Source organism: Paractinoplanes abujensis (genome assembly GCF_014204895.1).
GTDB lineage: Bacteria > Actinomycetota > Actinomycetes > Mycobacteriales > Micromonosporaceae > Actinoplanes > Actinoplanes abujensis.
Window position 1 is genome coordinate 2,404,633 of record NZ_JACHMF010000001.1, and the last position, 23,758, is coordinate 2,428,390.

General features: G+C 72.9%; 21 protein-coding genes. 8 read left to right on the top strand and 13 right to left on the bottom strand.

Annotated elements, in window-relative coordinates:
* Nucleotides 1–2 precede the first annotated feature (2 nt).
* Complete coding sequence (locus tag BKA14_RS10620; protein ID WP_184950763.1) at nucleotides 3–872, bottom strand: tetratricopeptide repeat protein; 870 nt, start codon at nucleotides 870–872, stop codon at nucleotides 3–5.
* A gap of 49 nt (nucleotides 873–921) precedes the next feature.
* Nucleotides 922–1,350: a hypothetical protein gene (locus BKA14_RS10625; protein WP_184950764.1), complete on the bottom strand. Its 429-nt coding sequence runs from the start codon at nucleotides 1,348–1,350 to the stop codon at nucleotides 922–924.
* A 66-nt stretch (nucleotides 1,351–1,416) separates the two neighbouring features.
* Here BKA14_RS10625 and BKA14_RS10630 point away from each other — a divergent pair, with 66 nt between their 5' ends.
* Complete coding sequence (locus BKA14_RS10630; protein ID WP_184950765.1) at nucleotides 1,417–1,974, top strand: AAA family ATPase; 558 nt, start codon at nucleotides 1,417–1,419, stop codon at nucleotides 1,972–1,974.
* 201 nt (nucleotides 1,975–2,175) lie between these two features.
* On the opposite strand, the gene BKA14_RS10635 is transcribed toward BKA14_RS10630, so the two are convergent.
* The 3 genes from BKA14_RS10635 to BKA14_RS10645 all read right to left on the bottom strand — a co-directional run bounded on the left by BKA14_RS10635 (nucleotide 2,176) and on the right by BKA14_RS10645 (nucleotide 3,883).
* Nucleotides 2,176–2,376, bottom strand: coding sequence for a hypothetical protein (locus BKA14_RS10635; RefSeq protein WP_184950766.1), 201 nt, complete (start codon nucleotides 2,374–2,376; stop codon nucleotides 2,176–2,178).
* A gap of 66 nt (nucleotides 2,377–2,442) precedes the next feature.
* Entirely contained in the window at nucleotides 2,443–3,390 is a 948-nt protein-coding gene (locus tag BKA14_RS10640) for a sulfite exporter TauE/SafE family protein (protein ID WP_184950767.1), read from the bottom strand.
* Between the two features lie 94 nt (nucleotides 3,391–3,484).
* Entirely contained in the window at nucleotides 3,485–3,883 is a 399-nt protein-coding gene (locus BKA14_RS10645; protein ID WP_184950768.1) for a hypothetical protein, read from the bottom strand.
* A 98-nt stretch (nucleotides 3,884–3,981) separates the two neighbouring features.
* Here BKA14_RS10645 and BKA14_RS10650 point away from each other — a divergent pair, with 98 nt between their 5' ends.
* Nucleotides 3,982–4,935 (top strand): SGNH/GDSL hydrolase family protein, encoded by a 954-nt coding sequence (locus BKA14_RS10650; protein ID WP_184950769.1) that lies wholly within the window; start codon nucleotides 3,982–3,984, stop codon nucleotides 4,933–4,935.
* A gap of 78 nt (nucleotides 4,936–5,013) precedes the next feature.
* On the opposite strand, the gene BKA14_RS10655 is transcribed toward BKA14_RS10650, so the two are convergent.
* Genes BKA14_RS10655 through BKA14_RS10665 form a run of 3 tightly spaced genes read right to left on the bottom strand, consistent with a single transcriptional unit; the run spans nucleotide 5,014 to nucleotide 8,943 of the window.
* Nucleotides 5,014–7,122 carry an iron ABC transporter permease gene (locus tag BKA14_RS10655; protein WP_184950770.1) on the bottom strand — a complete coding sequence of 703 codons (2,109 nt, stop codon included), beginning with the start codon at nucleotides 7,120–7,122 and terminating at the stop codon, nucleotides 5,014–5,016.
* The gene (locus BKA14_RS10660; RefSeq protein WP_184950771.1) at nucleotides 7,119–8,114 is read right to left on the bottom strand and encodes an ABC transporter substrate-binding protein; all 996 of its coding nucleotides are present in this window, start codon (nucleotides 8,112–8,114) and stop codon (nucleotides 7,119–7,121) included. The genes BKA14_RS10655 and BKA14_RS10660 overlap by 4 nt, the downstream gene beginning before the upstream one ends.
* Before the next feature lie 16 nt (nucleotides 8,115–8,130).
* Nucleotides 8,131–8,943, bottom strand: coding sequence for an ABC transporter ATP-binding protein (locus BKA14_RS10665; RefSeq protein WP_184950772.1), 813 nt, complete (start codon nucleotides 8,941–8,943; stop codon nucleotides 8,131–8,133).
* A 247-nt stretch (nucleotides 8,944–9,190) separates the two neighbouring features.
* Between BKA14_RS10665 and BKA14_RS10670 the strand changes: the two genes are divergently transcribed.
* Genes BKA14_RS10670 through BKA14_RS10680 form a run of 3 tightly spaced genes read left to right on the top strand, consistent with a single transcriptional unit; the run spans nucleotide 9,191 to nucleotide 10,878 of the window.
* Complete coding sequence (locus BKA14_RS10670; RefSeq protein WP_221477244.1) at nucleotides 9,191–9,760, top strand: RNA polymerase sigma factor; 570 nt, start codon at nucleotides 9,191–9,193, stop codon at nucleotides 9,758–9,760.
* On the top strand, nucleotides 9,757–10,584 hold the full coding sequence (locus BKA14_RS10675; RefSeq protein WP_184950774.1) for a hypothetical protein: 828 nt from the start codon (nucleotides 9,757–9,759) through the stop codon (nucleotides 10,582–10,584). The genes BKA14_RS10670 and BKA14_RS10675 overlap by 4 nt, the downstream gene beginning before the upstream one ends.
* 3 nt (nucleotides 10,585–10,587) lie before the next feature.
* A complete protein-coding gene (locus BKA14_RS10680; RefSeq protein WP_438861882.1) occupies nucleotides 10,588–10,878 on the top strand; it encodes a hypothetical protein in 291 nt (96 codons plus the stop codon).
* A gap of 28 nt (nucleotides 10,879–10,906) precedes the next feature.
* On the opposite strand, the gene BKA14_RS10685 is transcribed toward BKA14_RS10680, so the two are convergent.
* The 3 genes from BKA14_RS10685 to BKA14_RS10695 form a co-directional block, all read right to left on the bottom strand.
* Nucleotides 10,907–11,563, bottom strand: coding sequence for a nucleotidyltransferase domain-containing protein (locus BKA14_RS10685; RefSeq protein ID WP_184950775.1), 657 nt, complete (start codon nucleotides 11,561–11,563; stop codon nucleotides 10,907–10,909).
* A gap of 12 nt (nucleotides 11,564–11,575) precedes the next feature.
* Nucleotides 11,576–11,893 (bottom strand): hypothetical protein, encoded by a 318-nt coding sequence (locus BKA14_RS10690; RefSeq protein ID WP_184950776.1) that lies wholly within the window; start codon nucleotides 11,891–11,893, stop codon nucleotides 11,576–11,578.
* 629 nt (nucleotides 11,894–12,522) lie between these two features.
* Nucleotides 12,523–14,613 (bottom strand): response regulator, encoded by a 2,091-nt coding sequence (locus BKA14_RS10695; RefSeq protein ID WP_239092360.1) that lies wholly within the window; start codon nucleotides 14,611–14,613, stop codon nucleotides 12,523–12,525.
* Nucleotides 14,614–14,684: 71 nt separating this feature from the next.
* Here BKA14_RS10695 and BKA14_RS10700 point away from each other — a divergent pair, with 71 nt between their 5' ends.
* On the top strand, nucleotides 14,685–18,140 hold the full coding sequence (locus BKA14_RS10700) for a PAS domain S-box protein (RefSeq protein ID WP_184950777.1): 3,456 nt from the start codon (nucleotides 14,685–14,687) through the stop codon (nucleotides 18,138–18,140).
* On the opposite strand, the gene BKA14_RS10705 is transcribed toward BKA14_RS10700, so the two are convergent.
* On the bottom strand, nucleotides 18,110–19,930 hold the full coding sequence (locus BKA14_RS10705) for a serine/threonine-protein kinase (RefSeq protein ID WP_239092359.1): 1,821 nt from the start codon (nucleotides 19,928–19,930) through the stop codon (nucleotides 18,110–18,112). The genes BKA14_RS10700 and BKA14_RS10705 overlap by 31 nt on opposite strands.
* 114 nt (nucleotides 19,931–20,044) lie before the next feature.
* Nucleotides 20,045–21,421 carry a cation:dicarboxylate symporter family transporter gene (locus tag BKA14_RS10710; protein WP_184950778.1) on the bottom strand — a complete coding sequence of 459 codons (1,377 nt, stop codon included), beginning with the start codon at nucleotides 21,419–21,421 and terminating at the stop codon, nucleotides 20,045–20,047.
* 80 nt (nucleotides 21,422–21,501) lie between these two features.
* Here BKA14_RS10710 and BKA14_RS10715 point away from each other — a divergent pair, with 80 nt between their 5' ends.
* A complete protein-coding gene (locus BKA14_RS10715; RefSeq protein ID WP_184950779.1) occupies nucleotides 21,502–23,052 on the top strand; it encodes a sensor histidine kinase in 1,551 nt (516 codons plus the stop codon).
* A complete protein-coding gene (locus BKA14_RS10720; RefSeq protein ID WP_184950780.1) occupies nucleotides 23,049–23,744 on the top strand; it encodes a response regulator in 696 nt (231 codons plus the stop codon). The genes BKA14_RS10715 and BKA14_RS10720 overlap by 4 nt, the downstream gene beginning before the upstream one ends.
* Nucleotides 23,745–23,758 lie beyond the last annotated feature (14 nt).

Genomic DNA, 23,758 nt, shown 5'->3' on the forward strand with positions numbered 1-23,758 from the left:
GCTCAGTTCCAGCCCCGCCGCACCCACTTGCGGACCAGCGGCGGCACGACCCACGAGTAGACGCAGAACAGCAGCCACGTGAAGCCGAGCACGCCGGCCAGCACGGGCAGGCCGATCGCGCGCAGCAGCAGGATCAGCGCGACCGCGACGAGCCACGTCTTGAGGGCGCCGAAACGCAGCACCGGGCGCAGCGGCAGCATCAGCGGGTGGCGGGCGACGCGCAGTTCCAGTGCGGACTCGGCGAACACCGGCTCGGTGGGGCGGGCCGCGGCGGCCTGACGGAAACCCTCGTACGCGGTGTCGATGTGCCCGCGGGCCGCGCTGGTGCCGCCGAGCAGGGCGTGCGCGACCGGGTTGTCGGGGTGCACGCCGACGAACTCGCGGCTGATCCGCTGGGCCTCCCGGTCGTCGCCGCGGGCGTGCGCGATCTGGATGCGCGTCGCGTAGACCACGGGGGCGTGCGGCGCCTGCGCGGCGGCCAGGCCGACCAGCTTGCCGGCCTTGTCGAGCTGGCCGTTGGCGACGCACAGGTCCGCGTACGAGCAGAGCAGGTCGGCGTCGTCCGGGGCCAGGGCCAGCCCGTCGAGCAGGGCCCGTTCGGCCGCCTCGTCGCGCCCCGCCTCGTGCTCGGCCCGGCCCAGCCAGAGCAGCAGGTCGGGGTCGGGCCCGTTGGCCGCGAGCCCGGCCCGGGCCGCCTCGCCCACTTCGGCCCACCGGTCGAGCTGGCTGAGGGCGGCGCAGCGCAGCTGCATCGCGATCGAGCCGGTGACCTCGTTGGCGGGCAGCGCCGACAGCTCGGTCAGCGCCTGCTCGGCCCGGCCGGTGGCCAGCAAGGCCTGCGCCCGGTGCAGCACCGGCTGCGGCGACGTCATCGCAGCGTCCCCACCGGCGGCGGCATCGCGACCGCCCCGGCCGGCGGCGTCATCGCACCACCGCCAGGATCATGGCCTCGGACAACCCGAGACCGACGGCGGCGAGCAGGCCGGGCACGATCAGGCTTTTCGCCTCGACGCCGCGCAGCACGGCCACCCGGAAGGCGCGGCGCTGGAAGGCCAGGACGACCAGCCACACTCCGATGCCGCCGATCGTGCCGGCGAGCCGGATCGCTGACGTGCCGTCGACCGACAGGGCCACCACCACCCGCCCCGCGAAGCCGACGAGCCCGGCGCCCGCGATGAGCAGCAACTGCTGAACCGGCAGGGCGAGCCGCCGCCCGTTGAGCACCCCCAGCGTGGCGGCGGCGAGCGGCCCGCCGAAGAACGCCGGGTAGACGATCGACTCGGGCCGCCACGGGCGCTTGGCCGGCGGCGCCTGATCCCGGATCGTCGGGCTGAACAACTCGTCGTTCATGCAGGTCCCCGCTCCCAACACCACTCGCGCGCAGCACAGCCTAGCCGGGGCCGCTACCTTTCCGGCATGACCCCGACGCTCGTGGTGATCCGCGGCAACAGCGGCAGCGGCAAGACGACGACGGCGCGCGAGGTCCGGCGCCGCTACGGCCGCGGGTGCGCGCTGATCGAGCAGGACTACGTGCGGCGCACGATGCTGCGCGAGCACGACAGCGGGGCGGTCGACGCCGTGGCGCCCGGATTCCTCGTCGGCATCGCGCGGGCCGCGCTCGGGTCCGGCTATCACGTCGTGCTGGAGGGGATCCTGCATTCCCGGCGCTACGGCGAGGAGCTGCGGCGGCTGGTCGACGACTACGACGGCCGGGTCTTCCACCTCGAGGTGTCGTTCGACGAGACCGTGCGGCGGCACCGTCGGCGGGCCGAGCCGATCCCGGTCACCGCCGAGCAGATGCGCGAGTGGTACGACCCGCACGATCTGCTGCGCGTACGGGGTGAGCGGGTGCTGCCCGATTCGATGGGCTTCGAGCAGGTCGTCACCACCGTCCTGCACGACAGCGGGCTGGCCGCGGCGGCGCCGTCGACCCCGTGCCCGGTGCGCTGCCCCCGCTGCGCCGGGAAGGTGTGACACCTTCGCACGGCGGACAGTTTCGATCCGTACCCGCAGCTCGACGCCGACCTGCACGCCCACGTCGGGCAGCGCTCGACCTGCAGGACGGGGCGCGTCAGGCCGCCGCGGAGTTCCGGGAGCCGGCCCGGCGGTTCAGCTGATCCCGGCCCGCCGGACCGTTCGGGTGGGCCGGGCCTCGAGCGCGAACCGGCCCGAGGCTCAGCGGCCCTCCGCGACGTCCCGGGCGGTGCGGGCGGCGATCCGGGCCACCTCGTCGACGGTCATCGCGATGATCGGCTCGTCGGGGCCGCCGTCGGCCAGGCCGCGCTCGACGTGACCGACGTTGAAGTCGGTGGCGACCTTCTGGTCCATGGCTTCGTTGAGCGCGTCGGCGATGCGCCGGGCGAGTTCGGTCATCATGACGGCCCAATCTAAAGCAGTGGCCGCGCCGACGGATATCGGCGCGGCCACCGGGCGGCGGAAAGGTCAGGCGGGGTCGAGCTCCCGCTCGTCGCGGCCGGGGTTCTCCGCGCGGGCCTCGGCCTCGGCGATGATGCGGCGGTCCTCCTCGGCGTGGCGGCGGTACTCCCGGATCGAGTAGGCCAGGGCGGCCGCCCAGACGACGTAGATCACCGCGTAGACCGTGTACCGCGTTGTGTCGCCGGCGTCGATCCAGTCCGACTTCAGCAGCGTGCGGGTGTTGGTGAGGATGATGACACCGCCGACCGCGGAGCCCAGCACCCGCGGCGGGATGTGCCGGACCAGCCAGGCGGCGATCGGCGCGGCGATCACGCCACCGATGAGCAGCGCGGCCACCCACCCGAAGTCGATGTTCTCCGAGCCCAGCCCGAACAGGAAGCCCAGGCTGGCCGCCACCGCGACCAGGAACTCACTGGTGTCGATGGAACCGATCGTCTTGCGCGGCTCGAGGCGGCCGCTGGCCAGGATCGCCGGCGTGCCGACGGGACCCCAGCCGCCGCCCCCGGTGGCGTCGACGAAGCCGGCGACCACGCCCAGCGGGGCCAGGAACCGCTTGCGCAGCGGCAGGCCGAGGCGGCCCTTGGGCAGGCCCATCGTGGTGAACCGGATGAACACGTACAGCCCGAGCGCCAGCAGGATGACCGACATCAGCGGCGCGGCGACCTCGGTGTCGAGCCCGGAGAGGAACGTGGCCCCCGCGAACGCGCCGAGGGCGCCCGGGACACCGATCTTGAGGACGACCTTCCAGTCGACGTTGCCGAACTTCCAGTGCGAGACGCCGGAGACCAGCGTGGTCCCGATCTCGGCCAGGTGCACCGTGGCCGAGGCGGCGGCCGGGTTGGTGCCGATGGCGAGCAGCAGTGTCGTCGACGTGACGCCGTACGCCATGCCGAGGCTGCCGTCGACGAGCTGCGCTCCGAGGCCGACGAGGGCTAGGAGGATCAGTTTCCTCATGGTCGCTCCAGTCCAGGCGGTGGGGGTTGACCGCGCCCATCATGCCTACCATTTCGATAGGAGTACAGCAAGAGCGGTCCCACCTGGCGTGTGCTCAGCCCCGGCGGCGCCGGTGCCAGGTGTGCAGCAGCAACCCGAGGGCGACGAGCGCGAAGGCGTAACCGGCCAGTTTCAGCCAGACGGCGTCGACGCTCGACGCGAACGCCAGCCCGATGAAGACGTGCACCACGTTGAGCCACCACCGGTCCTCCGTACGGGGGCGCACCTGGCGGAACGGGTCACGGCCGATCGCCTCGCGGAAGCCCCGGCCGAGCTGCACGCGGCTGAACTCGCCCCGGCCCACGGCATCGGCCGTGGTCCGCAGGATGCCGGCCGCGGCGGCCAGTTCGGCCTCGGTCAGCGAGGCGGTCAGGGGCCGCGGCGGCCCGGCGACCAGGGTCAGCGTGATGCGTCCGTCGCGGCCGGCGGGCGAGGTGGTCCACACGTCGTTCATCGGCACCGACTGTAGGCGTACGGGCCGGGGTCCGACCGCACCCGGGTTGCACCCGCACCTCAACCGGGTGCGCACCCGCGGCGGCCGAACCGTTGTCCGTGACGCCTCGCATCGCTGCCCGTCTCGGCGGCATCGTTCTCGCCGCCGCGGTGCTGGCCGGCGGCCCCACCGGGTCCGCGTCCGCCTCCTCCGTCCCGGCGCCCGCCCCTGTCGTCCCGGCGCCCGCCCCTGTCGTCCCCGCCGTTCTCGTTCCGGGCTCCGCCACGCCGACGACCGCCCCGCTCAGGGTCATGCCGCTCGGCGACTCGATCACCTGGGGCAGCGGCTCGGCCGACTCCCGGATCGGCAACCGCACGGGCGCCCCTACGACCAGCGGCTACCGCATCGACCTGGGAACCCGGCTGGCCACCGCGGGCCTGGACGTGGACTTCGTCGGGTCCCGGCGGGGCGGCCCCGCGGGCGCGGACCGCGACAACGAGGGCCACCCCGGGCGGCGCATCGACCAGCTCGCCGCGCACGTCGACGACTGGCTGGCCACCTATCGCCCCGACGTGGTGCTGCTGCACGCCGGCACCAACGACATCGCCCAGCACCGGGACCCCGCCGCCACGGCCGCCCGCCTGTCCGCACTGATCGACCGGATCCGCGCCGCCCGCCCGGACGCCGCCGTCTTCGTGCAGCAGATCGTGCAGGCCCACCACGAGCCGGACAGGTCCCGGATCGCCGCCTACGACGCGCTGATCCCCGGCGTGGTGGCCGCCAAGGACTCCCGCGTGCACCTGGTCGACCAGTCGATGATCGGCGGGCTCGCCCTCTTCGACGACCTGCACCCCAACGACTTCGGCTACGCCAGGATGGCCCATAACCTGTACGAGGCCATGCGCACGGTCTACGACCCCGCCGGCACGTGGCCGGTCAGCACCGACCCGTTCACCGCGACGACGGCCCGCCTGTGCTTCCGGGTCGACGAGACCACCGGTGTCCCCGCCCGATGGCACGCCGAGTGCTCCACGTGGACGTTGCGTGCGGCGCCCGCACCCGTCGCCGGTTGACGTCAGGGCCGACGCAGTCCCATCGCCGGGCGCAGGAACGACAGCGAAGAACCCCGCGTCCGGCCGGCCGCCGACGGCTCACGCGGCGCGGCTGCGCCACAGCAGCCAGACGAAATACGGTGCACCGATCAGGGCGGTGACCAGCCCCGCGGCCAGCTGGCTGGGCGCGATCACGGTCCGCCCCAGGGTGTCGGCCACGCAGACCAGCACCGCCCCCAGCCCCACGGCCACCGGCACCGCCCGCGCGTGGGCCGATCCCACCAGGGCCCGCGCCGCATGCGGGGCGACCAGCCCCACGAACGCCAGCGCTCCCACCGCGGTGGCCGCCGCCGCGGTCAGCACGGCCGCGAGCCCCAGCAGCAGCAGGCGCGCCCGGTTGAGCGGCACCCCCAGCAGCCGCGGCACGTCCTCGTCCAGGGCGACCAGGTCCAGGGTGCGGGTGCCGGCCAGGGTCAGCGGCAGCGCCACGATCAGCACCAGCAGCACGGGGACGACCTGGCTCAGGCTCCGGCCGTACGTGGATCCGGCCAGCCAGGTCAGTGCGGTGCCCACGTTCCACGGGGAGACGACGACCACGATCAGGGTGGTCAGGGCGGTGGCGGCCGCGCTGACACCCACGCCCACGAGCACGATGCGGTCGGACGACAGGCCCCGCCCCGCGGCCAAGCGGTAGACCAGGAAGAACGTGCCGAGGGCGAACACGGTGGCCACGCCCATGACGGGCCAGCCGCCCACGCCGGGGAAGAGCAGCACCACCGCGACGGCGCCGACGGAGGCGCCGGGGGTCACGCCGAGCAGGCTGGGCTCGGCGAGGGGGTTGCGGCACACGGCCTGCACGATGATGCCGGCCAGGGCCAGCGCGGCCCCGCCGAGCAGGGCGGCCAGCACGCGGGGCCAGCGCTGGTCGAGGACGAACGAGACCTGCCGGCCGGCGTGGCCGCTGAGCCAGTTCGTCACGTCGCCCAGCAGGATCAGGCGGTCGCCCAGCAGCAGCGCCGACACGAAGGCGGCGACGAGCGCGACCGCGATGATCACGCTGACCGCGACCACCCACGTACGGGATCGGACCGAGCCGTGCCCGCCGCGCGCGGGCGCCGCCGCGGGGCCGCCGTCGCGCAGCCGGCGGGCCAGCAAGACGAGCAGGGCCGCCCCGGCCAGGGTGGTGACGACGCCGGTGGGCACCGAGATGGCCGTGCCGGCCGGGACGGCCAGCCGCAGCAGCACGTCGGCGGACACGACGGTGAGCGCGCCCGCGAGGCCCGCGAACGGGAGCATCAGCAGGTGCGCGCCGAGGCCGGGCACTCTGCGGGCGACCAGGCGGGCGAGGACGGGCGCGCAGAGGCCGACGAAGCCGATGGGGCCGGCCACGGTCACGGCGGTCGCGGAGAGGAGCACGGCGACGCCGACCGCGAGCACGCGGGTGCGGCGGACGTCGACGCCGAGGACGCGGGCCGAGTCGTCGCCCAGGCCGAGCACGTCGAGGCGGTTCGCCAGCAGCCCGGCGATGACGACGCCGACGGCCAGCACGGGCGCGGCCATCGTGACGTTCTGGCTCCCGCTCTGGACGGTGGTGCCGCTGCCCCACGCGAACAGGCCGATCGTGTTCTGCTGGAACAGCATCAGCAGCACGGTGGTCAGGCTGTTGAGGGCGAGCGCCACGGCCGAGCCGGCCAGCACGAGCCGGGTCGGGCCGGCCGCGCCGCCGCGGGAGACGAGCAGCACCAGGCCGGAGGCGAGCAGGCCACCGGCGAAGGCGACGGTGCCGCCGGCCAGGAAGGGCAGCGAGATGCCGAACGCGGCCACGGCGACCACGGAGACGTAGGCGCCGGCGTTGACGGCCAGGGTGTCGGGCGAGGCGAGCGGGTTGCGGGCCACCGACTGCAGCACGGCGCCCGCGATGCCCACGCCCAGGCCGACCAGCAGGGCGGCGGACAGGCGGGGCATGCGGCTGTCCACGAGCACGGCGACGGCCTGCGTACGGGCGTCGTCGTGCTCGCCGCCGGGCCACAGCGCGCGCAGCAGCTCGCCGAGTCCGATGCCGGCGGTGCCCTGCGTGAGGTGCACCGCCGACAGGACGATCAGCAGCACGACCGCCACGGCGAAGACCGCGACGATCCCGTACGTCCTGGGACCGCTGCGAACGGGCGCCGGCGTCACGGGAGCCGGGGCGGTCGTGCCGGCACTCATGCGGTCAGCGCCGCCGTGAGCGCGTCGATGTAGGCGTTGGCCGAGGCCGGGCCGCCGAACATCCAGATGCCGTCGGGGATGCGCTTGACGTTGCCGGCCTTGACGAACGGCAGCTGCTTCCAGACCGCGTTGTCCTTGAGGCTGTCGGTGAAGTTGCCACCGTCGGCGTCGTTGGCCACGTAGATGTAGGTCGTCCCAGCGTCCTTGATCTTGGTCAGGCCCTCCACGTCGTTCTGGGCCAGGCCGTAGTCCTTGTCGCCGCCGTCGGGCCACTGGTTGGTCAGGCCGAGCTCCTTGGCGATGCCGCCGAAGAACGAGGTCGGCGTGTACATGCGCAGCGAGACGTTGCCCGACTCGACCCAGCCGTCGGTCATCACGAACGGCGCGCCGGTCTTGCCCGCCTTGGCCAGGGCGTCCTTGCCCGCGGTGACCTTGGCGTCGAAGTCGGCCAGCAGCTTCTCGCCCTGCGGCGTGGTGCCGGTCGCCCGGGCCAGGGTGGTGACGGTCTTGCGCATGTAGCCGATCGGGTCGCTGCCGTCCGAGCCGCGCAGGGCCAGCACGGGGGCGGTCTTGGCGATCTGCGCGATGACGTTCTCCGGCAGGTCGGTCACGGTGACGACGAGGTCGGGCTTGAGCGCGGCGATCGCGTCCAGGCTGGGCTCGCCGCGGGTGCCGACGTCCGGGGTGGAGGCGTCGATCGGGGCGCTCTTGTCCCAGGCGTTGTAACCCTTGACGTCGGCCTGGCCGACCGGCTTGACGCCCAGCGCGACCAGATTCTCGGTCAGGCCCCACTCGAGGGAGACCACGTTCTTGGCGGGGGCGTCGAGCTTGACGGTGCCGCGCTCGTCGGTGAGCTCGACCGGGCCGGACGACGGGGCGGGGGCGGCGGCGGCCTCGTCGGCCGGCTCCTCGGTGGTGCCGCAGGCCGCGAGCAGCACCGCGGTCAGGGCGGCCGCGGTGCCGGTGGCGAAGGCTCGGCGGGTGATGACCATATCTGTGCAGGACCTTTCAGGGGGTGAGTTGCCGGCTGGTGTGCCGGCCGATCAGGCGGGTGTGCAGGTGACCGTCGTCGCCGACGCTCACCTCGATCCGCAGGCCGTAGACCTCGCTGAGGAGGTCCGCGGTGAGCACGTCGGCGGGCGTTCCGGTGGCCCGCACGACGCCCGAGTGCATGAGCACGACCCGGTCGGCCACCGCGGCGGCCTGGTCGAGGTCGTGCAGCACGACGCCCACCGCGACCTGGTGGTCGTCGGCGAGCTCGCGCACGATGTCGAGGATCTCGACCTGGTAGCGCAGGTCGAGGAAGGTGGTGGGCTCGTCGAGCAGCACCACGCCGGTGTCCTGGGCCAGGCACGTGGCCAGCCAGACGCGCTGCAGCTCGCCGCCGGACAGCTCGTCGACGGCGCGTTCGGCCATCGTCTCCACCCCGGTCAGCCGCATCGCCTTGTCGACGTGGACGTGCCCCTCGGCGTCGCCCGCGCCGAAGCGGCCCCGATACGGGTGGCGGCCGTAGGCGACGACATCCTTCACCCGTACGCCCCCCGGGGTGGGACGGGACTGGGTGAGCAGGGTGACCAGGCGGGCGAAGTCCTTGGGCTTGAGCGCGAAGGCGTCGCCCCCGCCGTCCAGCGTGACCTGGCCCGAATGCGGCGCGTGCAGGCGCGCGAGCGAGCGCAGCAGCGTCGACTTGCCCGAGCCGTTCGGCCCGACCAGCGCCACGACGTGCCCGCCGCGCAGCTCGATGCCCGCGCCGTGCACGACGGTGCGCCCGTCGTAGGCCAGCGTCAGCTCGCTCCCGGCGAGCGCCACATCCCCACTCATGCAGGTGAGGCTAACCTAACCTTCGGCGCAACTACAGCCGGGGCCGCCCCTGATCTGACCGGAGCACGAGTTCCACCCCTCCCCCGCCGCCTGCCGCCTGATCGACAAAGGCCGCCGGGCCCGGCTCGAGCCCCGTGGCGGCGCACGTCAGGTGCAGCCTCTCCACCGACCGGCGAATCACGACACCCGGATCCGGCAGAATTCGCCGCAACATGTGCGGGCCGGGTGGCCATAGCAGGGTGTGACGATGCAGACCGAGCCGACCGATCGGGACCTCTGGGCCGCGGTGGCCGCCGGGGAGGAGGGTGCCTTCGGCGTGCTGTTCGACAGGCATTCGCGGGCGGTCTACAACCATGCGTTCCGGCTCTGCGGCTCGTGGAGTGTCGCCGAGGACATCACCCAGACCACGTTCCTGATCGCCTGGCGCAAACGGGGCACGGTGGACCTCACGTACGGGACGGCATTGCCCTGGCTGCTCGTGGTGGCGGGCAACTGCGCGCGGACCGAGGGGCGTTCGGCCCGGCGTGTGCGCGCGCTGCTCGGGCGGGTGCAGCCCGAGCACCACCCCGACCCGGCCGACGACGTGGCCGGCCGGCTCGACGACGAACGCGCGATGGGCCGGGTTCTGGACGCCGTGCGCCGGCTGCCCCGCGCCGAACGGGAGGCCGTGGCGCTCTGCCTGTGGTCCGGCATCGGCTATCCGGAGGCGGCCGCCGCCCTGGGCGTCACCGAGGTCGCGGTCCGTTCCCGGGTCAGCCGGGCCCGCGCCCGTCTCAGCAAGCTGCTCGACCCCACCCGTACGGAGGAACTGCGATGAACGACCTGATCCAGCCACCCGCCGAACGTGACCTGCCCCCGGACCGGGCGGCCCGCATGCGCGCCCGGCTGCTGACCGAAGCCCGTGGTCCGCGCCCCCGGCAACGCCGCCGGCTGCTGGTCGCGGCGGCGGCGGTGCTCGTCGTGATGGCCGGCTCCGTGGCCTTCGGGCTGTCGCGTGACAACGACACGCAGATCCTCGCCATGGGGGCCGGCGAGCTCGACTCGTCGCTGCGCCGCGCGGTTCAGGGTTGCCTCAAGGCGATGGAGCCGCGCGACGACGGACTGCCGCCGCTTGCCTTCGTTCCCGTGTCGGCGGCCGATGTCACCATCGCGTCCCGGCGGGGCCAGTGGATCGTCGTCCTGTTCCTGACCCGCACCGGGTACATGGCCTGTGACATGTCGGTGCGGTTCGGCCTGGTCCGGTCGAGCTCCGTCGGCGGTGAGGCCTGGCCGCAGCGCGACTGGCTGCCCGGCCCGGTGCAGCGGCTGAGCCTGTCCTCGACGGAGCAGGACGGTGGCTCGGTGTCGGCGCTGGGCCGGGTGAGCGCCCGGGTCGACCGCCTCGTGCTGGAGCACGGCGACGGGCACACGACGACGGCCCGGATCGAGGCGGGCGCGTTCGGCTTGATCGCGGACGACGTGGCCGCGAACGCCGAGCTGGTCAGCTACGACCGTACGGGTCGCGAGATCGACCGGCGCTCGCTGTTCGGCTACTCGGGCGACTATCCGCACTGCTACACCGACCCGTCCGGGCGGATCGTCTACGGCGAACGCGGCCCGGCCTGCCTGCCCGCCGACCCGTGGACGCCGCCCGCCCGCTGACGGGTGTGGTCTTGCGACGAACGGCGTAGCGTCACGGTCGTCTCCGGGCAGGGAGGTCACCCTTCCCGTTCCTGGCGGCGGCCCCGCCGCTACGCCGACTACCTGCCCGGCGACGGCTTCACGACGCTCAACACGGTCTCCACCATCGGCTCGTTCGTCCTCGCCGCCACGCTGCCGTTCCTCTACAACGTCTGGTACTCGTACCGGGCCGGTCCCCTGGTCACCGCGCAGGATCCGTGGGGCCACGGCACTCCCTGGAATGGGCGACGTCGTCCCAACCCCCGAACCCGATGAACGGCACCGGACCCCTGCTCTCCACAGCTCACGCCCGGTAACCCTCGAACAGCGGGCCACCCGCACCGCCCAGCACCTCCCGGGCCAGGTCAGCGGCGTCCTCCCGGACGGCGAGCCACCGCTCGGCGAACGCGGGATCGTGGGCGCGCAGTTCGCGCAGCAACCACTTGCCGTGGCTGACCCAGCCCCCGCCGAGCAGCAGCCGGGCCCGTGCCGTCTCCGTCCACACGGCGGCCGCCAGCACCGCCCGCTCGCCCGGGTCGGTGACGTGCCGGAAGTCGTCGAGCAAGTCGGTCAGGACGTAGCGGAGCCGGTCCCGCTCGGCCTCCGTGAGCGGCGCCGGGCCGTCGGCGAGCACCTTCGCGCACCTTCGCCGGGCCTCCGCCGGGTCCCCGGTCAACGGGACACCGGTCGCGACCATGCGGTGCAAAGTCGGTTTGCGGGCGGCCAGTTCGCTCGCCAGGAAGCGTTCGAGCCGCGCGGGCGTGTGCACGAACAGCTCGATCGGCCAGCCCCGGAACCGCAGACTCTCCCGGAAGCCCGGATCGGTGTCCCGCACCACGACGATGTCGAGGTCGGACCCAGCCGTACGGGCCGGGCCGAGCACACTGCCGGTCAGCACGGCCCACGTGGCATCGGGAAACCGCGCGGCCACCAGCTCACGCGCGTCGGCGATCGGATCCATGCCCCGATCCTGTCAGCGCAGGCTCAGCCGCGGGTGGGCCGGCCCGCCCAGCTGCGCCGAGATGCGGTCCACAGCCGCCCGGTACCGGTCCGTGCCCGTACGGAACTCGGGTTCGACGTCGTCGTTGCCGAACTCGACGATCAGGCGCGACGGAACCGGGGCCTTCAGGCCGGGGAAGGACGGCGAGTTCGGCTCAACCGGTTCGGGCGCCGGCGTCCCGTCCCCGCAGACGACCGCGACACTGCAGGTGGACGGCGGGCCCCCGGACCGGATCTCGTCGAGGATGTCCAGCTCGGACGGTGCCGCGGCATGGCTGCCGGCTTCGCCCACGACCCGGTCACCGCCGGGCTCCGACGCCTCGGTACCGCTGCCCAGCTCGTTCCCGTCGGGCTCGTTGCCGTCGGGCTCGCTGCCGTCGGGCTCGCTGCCGTCCGGCTCGCTACCGTCCGGCTCGCCCCGTAGAGCTCGCTGCCGTCGCGCTCGGCCCCGTAGAGCTCACTGCCGTCGCGCTCGGCCCCGTAGAGCTCACTGCCGTCGCGCTCGGCCCCGTCGGGCTCGTTCCTCGCGCCGCTGTCGGGATACAGTCCGCCGGCTGGTCGTCCCTCGCCTACGCCGCTGCCGGGGCCCGGCTGGCCGAGCCGGGTCGGGCCGGCGCTGCCGAGTTCGCCCGCGAGCCGGCCGGTCGCCCACTCCCACGTGCCGCCGCAGGGGTCGCCGGCGCCGGGCTGCGCCCGCACCTGCCACGGAGGCGCCGGGACGGCGGCCAGCAGCACCGCGGCCGTGACCAGGGCCGCGCCCGTCAATCGACCGGCGACGTCATCCACAGTTCCGGGTTGTCCACAGGGCGCTCCCGAAGATCCGCCCGGCTCGATAAAATGGTCCGAGGAGGGGGCCCCCGGTGGAGGGCGGGCCCTGCTGATCAACGATCTTGGCCGGCGGCATGACCGGCAGCCTGCAAGTCAGGTCCGCCGCAGCACCGACTGGACACCGGCCAGCAACTGGTCGCGGGTGTAGGGCTTGGCCACGATCATCGAGTCCGGTTCCAGGTTGTTGCCCGCCTCGTCGATCAGGGCCTCGGCGAAGCCCGACACGAAGACCACCCGCAGCTCGGGCCGGCGCTGTTTGGCCACGCGGGCCAGCTGCCGGCCGTTCATCCCGGGCATCACCACGTCGGTGATCATCGCGGCGATCGGGTCGTGGTGCCGGTCGAGCAGGTTCAGCGCCTCGGCGGCGTCGGCGGCCGACAGCACGCGGTAGCCCGCTCCGCCGAGGAACCGCGCGGTGACCTCGCGCAGGTCGGCCTCGTCGTCGACCAGCAGCAGCGTCTCGCCGCCGCCCCCGCCCTCCACCGGTGGGACCGGCGCGACGGGCACGGGCTCGGCGCGCGCCGGCGAACCGTCCGACGCAGCGAGAACGCCGGACTCATGAGGAACAGCCGGCGCAGCCGAGGCCGCGGCCGGGCCGGGCTCCACGCCGGACGTCGCCCGTACGCCGGGAAGGGTGATCGTCGCCGTCGTGCCGGCGCCCTCCTCGGAGGTCAGCGTCAGCTGCCCGCCGGCCTGGCTGACGATCCCGTGCGCGGTCGACAACCCCAGCCCCGCGGTGCCGGTCGAGCGTTTGGTCGTGAAGAACGGCTCGAACGCGCGCTCCAGGACCTCGGCCGGCATCCCGCGCCCGGTGTCGCGCACCGTGACCACTGTGTCCCCCGAAGGCGAGGTCGCCGTCGAGATGGTGATCGTGCCGCCCGCGTCGGCGCTGTTGCTGACCAGGTTGACCAGCACCTGGCTGATCTGCCGGGGGTCGGCCCGCACGTCGGCCGGGCCCGGTCCCGGCTGCAGGGTCACCGCAGCCGTCCCGGCCGAGTCGCGCAGCGGGCCGACCAGGTCGCGCAGCAGCCGGTTGAGGTCGAACGTGGTCGGCTGGGTGATTTCGCGCCGCCCGAAGGCCAGCAGCTGCTGGGTCAGCGCCTTGGCCCGTTCGCCGCCCTTGATCACTTGCCCGAGGTCGGCGGCCAGCGAAGCCGACAGGTCGGGCGGGAGGGTGTCCGCCGCTTCGTCGAGGGATTCCAGGGCCAGGGTGGTGTAGCCGAGGATCGCCCCGAGGATGTTGTTGAAGTCGTGCGCGGCCCCACCGGCCATGCGGCGCAGGCTGTCCAGCCGTTCGGCGTCGCGCCGCCGGGCCTCGTCCTGCCGCCGTTTGCTCTCGTCGCGCAGACGTTCCTCGGCGGCCACCAGGTCGGAGACGTCGTCCACCATGAGGACGCCGCCGGCCAGTTCGGCCTCCTCGTCGTCCTGGATGTGCCGCAGTTGCAGGCGCAGGTAGCGCGACGTGCCGTCGGGCAGTTCGAGGCAGTGGGTGAACCGGCGCTCGGACGCCCCGCCGCGCAGCAGGTCGAGGGCGGATCGGCGGTCGGCGGCGTCGAGGCTGTTCAGCCAGCCCCGGCCGAGCAGGGCCGCGATCGGCGTGTGCATGATCTCGGCCAGCCGCGGGTTGATGTAGTCGGCCTCGCCGTCCGCGTCGAGCAGGGCGATGCCGACCGGTGAGGCCACGGCCATCGCCTCGAAGCGTTTCTCGGTGTGGTGCAGCGCGCGCACCTTCTCGATCAGCTTGGCGTTGACCGCCTGCACGTGGGCCTGGGCGAAGTCCCCGGAGGGCACCACGTCGATCGAGACGGGGCCTTCGGCGAGGGCGGCGTCGACGGCGTCGAGCAGTTCGTCGGGGCTCTGCGAGCGCAGCACGACCTGGCTGACCCCGCACGCCTCGGCGATGGGCCGGGTCTCGGGTTCGAGGTAGTTGGCCGTGTAGAAGATCACGGGCGCTTGCGCGGCCACCTCGTCGGGGTCGTGCCGCAGCCGGTGCACGAGTTCGAGACCGTCGATGCCGGGCATGAGCACGTCGGAGACGACGACGTCGGGGTGGTGCTCGTGGGCCAGGCGCAGCGCGTCGGCGCCGTCGTGGGCCTCGATCACGTCGTGGCCGCGATAGCCGAGCAGCAAACGGACGATATCGCGGTTCGCGGCGACATCGTCGACGACCATCACCGTCGCCACCGGCGGCTCCTCATCTCATCCTGTCCGTTATAAGACTAAAGCACATTATTTCCCTTGTACGGTTAATGACCGTGAGCAGCCGACACGTCGCCTCCGCCGCGGTCACCGTGGCCGGGCTGGCCTGGGCCTGGCGCCGGCTGGCCCTTCGTTACGACCGCCGCCGTACGCAGCGCTACATCCACCTCGGCGCGATACTCGAGGAGACCGCCGCCCCCGCGTTCGTGAAATCGCTCGACGGGCGCTACCAGATCGTCAGCCCGGCGTACGAGAAGCTGCACGGCCTGCACGAAGCGACGGGCCGCTACGACCACGAGGTGCACTCTCCGGAGCGGATGGCCGAGATCTCCCGTCACGACCGCGACGTGCTGGCCGGCACCGGCCCCGTCGCGTACGAGGAGGAGTGCGGTGACCGCTGGTACGTGACGACCCTGCACGCGCTGCGGGACGGCCGCGGCCGCCCGTACGCGATCTTCGGGGCCGGCGTCGACGTGACCCAGCTGCGCCTGGCCGAGGGCAAGTTCCGCAGCCTGCTCGACGCGTCCCCCGAGGCGATGGTCTGCGTCAACAGCGACGGGCACATCGTGCACGCCAACGCCCGGGCCCTCGAGCTGTTCCGCTACCCCCGCGAGGAGATGATCGGGGCGGCGATCGAGACGCTCGTGCCGGGCGCCAGCCGCAAAGTGCACGTCCAGCATCGCAACCGGTATTTCGCCACACCCTCGGCCCGTCCGATGGGCGAGGGCATGCTGCTGACCGCGCAGCGCAAGGACGGTTCGGAGTTCCCGGTCGACGTAAGCCTGTCGCCGGTGCAGGCCGAGGGCAAGACGATGGTGCTGGCCGCGATCCAGGACGTCACCGCGCGCCGGCTCCAGGCCCACACGAACGCCCGGCTGGCCGCGATCGTCGAGTCGTCCAACGACGCGATCGTCAGCAAGGCGCTCGACGGCACGATCCAGACGTGGAACTCGGGCGCCGAACGGCTCTACGGCTACACCGCGGCCGAGATGATCGGGCACGACGTCACGCGGCTGCTGCCGCCGGACCGGCTCGACGAGGAGAAGCACCTGCTGGCCCGGGTCAACGAGGGTGAGACGGTGCCGCAGCACGAGACGCGCCGGATGCGTAAGGACGGCCGCATCATCGAGGTCTCGTTGAGCATGGCCCCGATGCGCGACGACGACGGTCGCATCATCGGGGCGTCGACCGTCGCGCACGACATCACGGCGCGGGTGCAGGCCGAGAAGCGGCTGCGGGTCGAACGGGAACAGCTCGAAATGATCATGGAGGCGGCGGCGGACCCGTTCTTCACCATGGACTCGCACGGCGTGGTGCTGGAGTGGAACCGCCAGGCCGAGCAGGTGTTCGGCTGGCCCCGTCACGAGATCATCGGCCGTGACGTGGCCCAGACGGTGCTGCCCGGCCGGTATCGAGCGGCCCTGCGCCGATTCCTCGACGGGCGGTGGGACTGGCTGCTCGACCGGCCCACCGAGCTGGTGGCCCTGCACCACGACGGCCGCGAGGTGCCCGTGGAGCTGACCATGTGGCGGATCCAGCACGACGGCCTGCTGCATCTGCACGCGTTCGCCCGCGACATCAGCGCCCGCCTGGAGACCGAGCAGGCCCTGGCCCAGGCGCGCGACCAGGCGATCGAGACGGCCCGGCTCAAGTCGCAGTTCCTGGCGTCGATGAGCCACGAGATCCGCACGCCCATGAACGGCGTCATCGGCCTGACCCGCCTGCTGCTCGGCTCCACACTCGACGATCAGCAGCGCCGGTACGCCGAGGGGATCAGCACGGCCGGCTCGGCGCTGCTGTCGGTGATCAACGACGTGCTCGACTTCTCGAAGCTCGAGGCGGGCAAGGTGCTGCTGGAGGACACCAACTTCCAGCTGCGGCGGCTCGTCGACGACGTGGTGTCGCTGGCCGCCCCGCCCGGCACGACCAGTTCCGTGGCGATCGCCGGCGAGTGCGACCCGCGGCTGCCCGCCACGGTCAGCGGTGACGCCGCCAAGCTGCGCCAGGTGCTGCTCAACCTGGCCGGAAACGCGATCAAGTTCACCCCGTACGGGCGGGTCTCGATCACCGTCACCCCCGACACCGCGCTGTCGGCGGGTCCTGATGCGGTTCCCGTACGGTTCGAGGTGCGCGACACCGGCATCGGGATCGACCGGCATCAGCAGGAGCAGCTGTTCGAGCCGTTCACACAGGCCGACGCGGGCACCACCCGGCGGTTCGGCGGCACCGGCCTGGGCCTGGCCATCTCGCGCGACCTGGTCGAACTGATGGGCGGGCGCATCGGCGTGCACAGCGAACCCGGGCAGGGCAGCACGTTCTGGTTCACCGTCACCCTGCGGGCGGCCCGAGCCGGGGTCGACGTGTCCGAGAACCACGCCCTCGACGGCCTGCGCGTGCTGATCGTCGACCAGGACGAGAACGACCGGGCCGTGCTCTCCGACCAGTTGGCGGCCTGGTCGATGCAGGCCACGGGGGTGCAGCGGGGCGAGGAGGCGGAGGAGATCCTGCGCGACGCCGCCGCCACCGGCCGCCCGATCGACCTGGTGATCCACGACGGCGCCTTCGAGCGGGCCCCGGCCGGCACGCCCGCACCCAAGACCATCCTGCTGATCAACGACGACGAGAAGCTGCCCTCGGAACCCGACCCGGCCGTGCTGTCGGCCGCGTTCACCAAGCCGCTGCGTCAGTCGCAGCTCTACGACGCGCTGGTCGGCGTGCTCGCGGGCGACGACCCGCCCGCGTCACCGCCGCCCGCCCCGGCCACCGGCCCCGGTCACGTGCTGCTGGTCGAGGACAACGACATCAACCGGACGGTGGCCCTGGGCATCCTGGCCAACCTGGGCTACTCGGCCGACGTCGCCACGAACGGCCGCGAGGCGGTGGCGATGGCCGGCCGGCACCGCTACCAGCTGATCTTCATGGACTGCCTGATGCCCGAGATGGACGGTTATGCGGCCACGGCCGAGATCCGCCGCCAGGAGGGGCCCGACCGGCACGTCCCGATCGTCGCGCTGACCGCCAGCGCCCTGGCCGAGGACCGGGCCCGCTGCCTGGAGGCGGGCATGGACGAACACATCGCCAAGCCGCTCGTGCCGGCCGAGGTCGCCACCGCGCTGGCCCAGTGGGCCACTCCGTCGGTCGTCACCCAGATCGAGCAGCGCCTCGACCAGTTGCGCGGCCCCGACCCGGCCGGGAGCGCGCCGATCATCGAGCGTCTGCTGCGCACGATGGTCGAGCGGATCCCGGGCCACGTCGAGTCGATCAGCCAGGCCCTGGCCCTGGACGACGCGGAGACGCTGCGCAACGAGGCCCACCAGCTCAAAGGCATCATGGCCAACATCGGCGCCGGGGAGGCGGCCGACGCGTGCGGGCTGCTCGAGGAGCGGGCCCGCGTCCGCGACCTCGACGCGGCGGTCGACGCGCTGGCCGCCCTGCGCCCCTGCCTGGACGCCGTTCGCGCGGCGGTGGACTCGATCCTGTCTCAGTCGCAGTTGTCGAAGTCGCTGAAGTAGGACTGGTCGCCGATCGAGCCGCCCCATTTGAAGCAGGCCTCGCCGGCCACGGCCTTGACGGGGCCGACGTAGTCGATCGACGACGTGTTGTCCTGCGTCGGGCCCTGCCCCTGCACCTCGAGGTAGGCCGACATGGCGGAGCTCTCCCCGATGCCGGTCAGCTTGACCGTGACCACGCAGCTCTCGTCGCTGTCCTCGTTGTAGAGCAGGTAGACCCGGCCGCTGGTGCCGCCGCCCTTGAGGTTCTTGCGGTCGGCCACGTCGAACCCGTCGCCGCAGGCCGCAACCGGGTCCTGCGGCTGAGCCTGCGGTTTGGTCGTGGTGGGTTCGGTGGTGGGCTCCGCCTTGTCCGTGGTCTTGTCGGGTTCGGGGTCCTTCGTCTTGGTGCCGCCCGTCCGGCCGGGCTTGGCGGCCGGCGCCGTGGTCGCCCCGTCGGCCGCCACGATGTCGCCGCCGGAGTCGTCCGACCCGCCGAACAGCGACGGCCAGGCCACGGCGAGACCGACCCCGCCCACGGCGACCAGGGCCGCCACGGTCGCGGCGACGATCGTCATCCGCCGCTTGGCCGGCCCGGAGCCGGACGGGTCGGCGTCGTAGGACGCCGAACGACCGTTGCCACCGATGCCGCCGCTCGCCGCGCCCGGCCGCGGGACCGAGGCCGCGCCGGACACCGACGCCGAGCCCGACGTGTTGAAGCCGGCCTGCGGGGCGCGGCCGGCCTGGGCCCGGCCCTGCTGGAAGCCGCCCTGCGGGGCGTTGCCGAAGCCGCCCGGAGCGCCGGACGGGAAGCCGCTCTGCGGTCCGCCGGCATAGCCGCCGACCCGGGTCGGCGCGGGCCCGGCCGGATAGCCGCCCGTCTGCGCGGGTTGCCGCGGCCCCACCTGGGCCCGCCCCGAGCTGGGGAAACCGGCCGCCGTGTGCCCCGGCCCGCCGTTCGGACGGTAGGGCCGGGTCTGCGGCGGGACCCCGCCACCCTGCATGCGGCCCGGCGCGCGGGCGGCCGCGGCCAGCTCGGCGGCGCTGGCGAACCGGTGCGAGGGCTCCTTGGCCAGGGTGCGCAGCACCAGCGCGGCCACCGGCTGGGGCACGTCGGGCGGCAGGGTGGGAAGGTCCCCGTACACCAGTTGGGTCATCACCTGCAGCGGGTTGTCGCCGATGTAGGGCGGGCGCCCGGTGAGGCAGCAGTAGGCGACGGCGCCCAGCGCGTACACGTCGGTGGGCGGGCCGATCGGCTTGCCCTCGGCCTGCTCGGGCGCCATGTAGTTGGCCGAGCCGAGCACCACGTTGGTGCCGGTCAGGCCGTTGGCGGTGGCCGAGCGGGCGACGCCGAAGTCGACCAGCACGATCGCGCCGCCCGGGCGGACGAGCAGGTTGGCCGGTTTGACGTCGCGGTGCACGATGCCCGCCTCGTGCGCGACCTGCAGCGCGTCGGCCACCTGGGCCACGATCGTCATGGTCTCGGCGGGGCCGAGCCGGCCCGCCTGCTCGATCCGTTTGGCCAGCGGGATGCCCTCGACGAACTCCATCACCAGGTAGTCGCCGTCGGCGGTCTCGCCGTAGTCGTAGACCTGCACGATGCCGGGGTGGCGCAGCGCGGCCATCATGCGCGCCTCGGTGCGGAAGCGGGTGACGAACTCGCGGTCGTTGCGCAGCGCCGGAAGCATCACCTTGATCGCGACCTGGCGGTGCAGCATGACGTCCTCGCCACGCCAGACCTCACCCATGCCGCCTGCGGCGAGGCGTCGGGTCAGGCGGTAGCGGTCGCTGAGCATGGCTCCGGGGGCAAGCACCCGATCATGTTACTCACGGCCGGCGAGGGGCCCGACGCACAGAGCGGCCCGGCCTTCCGCACGGGGGACGGAAGGCCGGGCCGCCGAGGTGGCACCGGATGGAGGCCCGCTGGGTCAGGCCTTGGCGGCCGGCGCCGGTTCCGCGGCGGCGCCGGAATCCTGCGACGGGGTGTCGTCCTCGGCGTCGTCGAGCATGGTGGCCTCGTCGAACGGGTCCTCGCCGGCCAGCACGGCCCGGGTCTTGTCGCGGTCGATCTCGTTGGTCCAGGTGCCGACCAGCACGGTGGCGACGGCGTTGCCGGCGAAGTTGGTCAGGGCCCGCGCCTCGGACATGAACCGGTCGATGCCGACGATCAGGCCGACGCCGTCGACCAGTTCGGGGCGGTGGCTCTGCAGGCCGCCGGCCAGGGTGGCCAGGCCGGCGCCGGTGATGCCGGCCGCGCCCTTGGAGGCGATGACCATGAAGACCAGCAGGGAGATCTGCTCGCCGATGGAGAGCGGCTGGTCGAGCGCCTCGGCGATGAACAGCGAGGCCATGGTGAGGTAGATCGCCGTGCCGTCGAGGTTGAAGGAGTACCCGGTCGGGACGGTGATGCCGACGACCGGCTTGCTGACGCCCAGGTGTTCCATCTTGGCGATCAGCCGGGGCAGCGCCGACTCCGACGACGACGTCGACAGGATCAGCAGGAACTCGCGGCCGAGGTATTTGAGCAGCGAGAACAGGTTGATCCGGGTGAACAGCCAGAGCAGGGCGCCGAGGATGAGGAACACGAAGATCGCGCAGGTGATGTAGAAGGCGATCATGATCTGGGCCAGGCTCTTGAGCGCGTCGACGCCGGTCTCGCCGACCACCGCCGCGATGGCGCCGAACGCGCCGATCGGGGCCAGCCACATGATCATGGCCAGGATCTTGAAGACGAGCCGCTGGATCACGGTGATCGCGCGCAGCACGGGCTCGCCGCGGCGGCCCATGCCCTGCACGGCGAAACCGACCAGCAGCGCCACGAGCAGGGTCTCCAGCACCTCGCCGTCGGTCAGCGAGGAGAGCAGGCTGTTGGGGATGATGCCGAGCACGAAGTCGGCCAGGCCCTCGTCGGCCGATTCGCCCACCTGCTTCTGCCCGGCCGCGGCGGCCGCGGCGTCCAGGTGCAGGCCGGAGCCGGGGTGGATGATGTTGCCGACGACGAGGCCGATCGCCAGCGCCGCGGTCGACATGATCAGGAAGTAACCGAGGGCCAGGCCGCCGACCCGGCCCACCTTGGCCGCCTGCCGGATCGAGCCGACGCCGAGCACGATCGTGCAGAAGATGACCGGGGCGATCATCATCTTGATCAGGTTCACGAAGCCGGTGCCGATCGGCTTCAGTTCCTTGGCCACGTCGGGCGCCGCGAGACCGACCGCGATGCCGGCCAGGACCGCGACGATCACCGCCAGGTAAAGGTAGTGCGTTCGGTCCCGCCGGACCCGCGGAGTGGGGGTTTGGGTCTCCATGCCGCAGACTGTGTCCTGCGTCTCACCCCGGGCGCGACATTGCGTTCATTCTGTTTACCGCAGGGAACCGGACCGGAAATATGCCGATCACAAGACGGTGGAGCATCGCGCGGCAGCTCTTCGTGCTCCAGGTGCTGGTCGTGACCACACTGGTGGCGATCGGCACGGCGGGCGCGGTGCGGCTGGCCCAGGAGGACACCGAGCAGGCGGCCATCGACCAGGTGATCGGCATCGCGTACGCGGTGGCCAACTCGCCCACGGTCGTCGACGCGCTGCACGAGCCGGATCCGTCGGCGATCCTGCAGCCGTACACGGAAAGCGTGCGCCTGGCCACGAACACCACCTTCATCGTCGTCATGGCCCGCGACCGCACGCGTTTCACCCACACCAGCCCCGAGCTGATCGGCCGTCCGTTCATCGGCTCGATCGACGACGCCCTGCACGGCGGCACCGTGGTCGAGAAGAGCGTCGGCACGCTGGGCGAATCAGTGCGCACAGTCGTCCCGGTGACCGAGCGCGGCGCCGTGGTCGCGCTCGTCTCGGTCGGCATCACGACCCACGCTCTCAACCAGAAACTGCTTTCCCGTACGCCGGCGGTCGCCGTGCCCACCGCGCTGGCGCTGCTCATCGCGGCGGCCGGGTCGTGGCTGCTCAGCCGCCGGTTGCGCCGGCAGACCCACGGCCTCGGCCCGGCCGAGATGACCAGGATGTACGAATACCACGACGCGGTGCTGCACTCCGTGCGCGAGGGCCTGGTCGTGGCCGACCGCGCGGGCCGGGTGACCCTGGTCAACGACGAGGGCCGCCGCCTGCTGGGCCTGACCGACGACTCGCTCGACATGCCGCCCGAGGTGAGCGAGCTGCTCGCGGCCAAGACCACGGTCGCCGACGAGCCCGTGCTGGCCGGCGACCGGGTGCTCGTGGCCAATCAGCGGGTGATCCGCTCCGAGGGGCAGACCGTGGGCACGGTCCTGACGCTTCGCGACCACACCGAGCTGCGTACGCTCACCGGCGAACTGGATTCCGTACGCGGTCTGACCGAGGCGCTGCGGTCGCAGGCCCACGAGGCGGCGAACCGGCTGCACACCGTGCTGACCATGGTCGAGCTCGGCCGCACCGAGGAGGCACTGCAACTGGCGACCGCCGAACTGGCCGTGGCCCAGCAGCTGACCGACCAGGTGGTGGGGGCGGTCAGCGAGCCCGCCCTGGCCGCGCTGCTGCTGGGCAAGTCGGCCCAGGCCGCCGAGCGCGGCGCGCAACTGGTGATCGACGAGGATTCCCGCCTCGGCGACACGACGCCGCTGCCCAGCCGCGACTTGATCACGGTGGTGGGCAACCTGGTCGACAACGCGCTGGAGGCGGTGGCCGGCACCGGGCCGCCGCGGGTGGTGACCGTGCTGGTGCGCGAGGCCGACGGTGAGGTGCTGGTGCGGGTGGGCGACACCGGGCCGGGGCTGCCCGAGGGGGCGTTCACCCGGGGCTGGTCGACCAAGGCGCGGGGCCGCGGGCTGGGACTGGCGCTGGTCAAGCAGGTGTCCGACCGGCACGGGGGCAGCATCGGCGTCACCGCCGGACCGGGCGGCGGCGCCCTGATCACCGTACGGCTTCCCCTGCCGGCGGTCGTCCCGTGAGCACCATCCGCGTCCTGGTCGTCGAGGACGAGCCGCTCCTGGCCGACGCTCACGCGGCGTACGCCGGACGGGTCGAAGGTTTTGAAGTGGCCGGTGTGGCGCACACCGCGCAACGGGCGATGGCCACGCTGCGCGCGACGCCGGTCGACCTGGTGCTGCTCGACCTCAACCTGCCCGACATGAACGGCCTCGAGCTGACCCGGGCCCTGCGCGCATCCGGGATCGGCACGGACGTGCTGGTCGTGACGTCGGCCCGCGACCTCGCGGTGGTGCGGTCGGCGGTGTCGCTGGGCGTGACCCACTACCTGCTCAAACCGTTCACCTTCGCCACGTTCCGGGAGAAATTGCTCGGATACGCCCGTTATCGCGCACAGATGCTCGGGGCCGAGCAGGTGGCCGCGCAGCACGAGATCGACCGCGCGTTCGCGGCGCTGCGCGGCTCCTCCCCCGACTCGCTGCCCAAAGGCCTCGACCAGGGCACCCTCGACCTGATCCTGGGTGTGCTGCGGGCCGGCGGGACGGACACGCCGGCCGGGCTGTCGGCGGCCGAGGTGGCCGCGCGGATGGGCGCCTCCCGCGTCACCGCACGTCGCTACCTCGAACATCTCGCCGAAACCGGACAGGTCCGGCGCAGTCCCCGCTACGGCGGGCCGGGCCGGCCCGAGGTCGAGTACCGCTTCGCCCAGCGCTGACTTTTCCTGCAGAC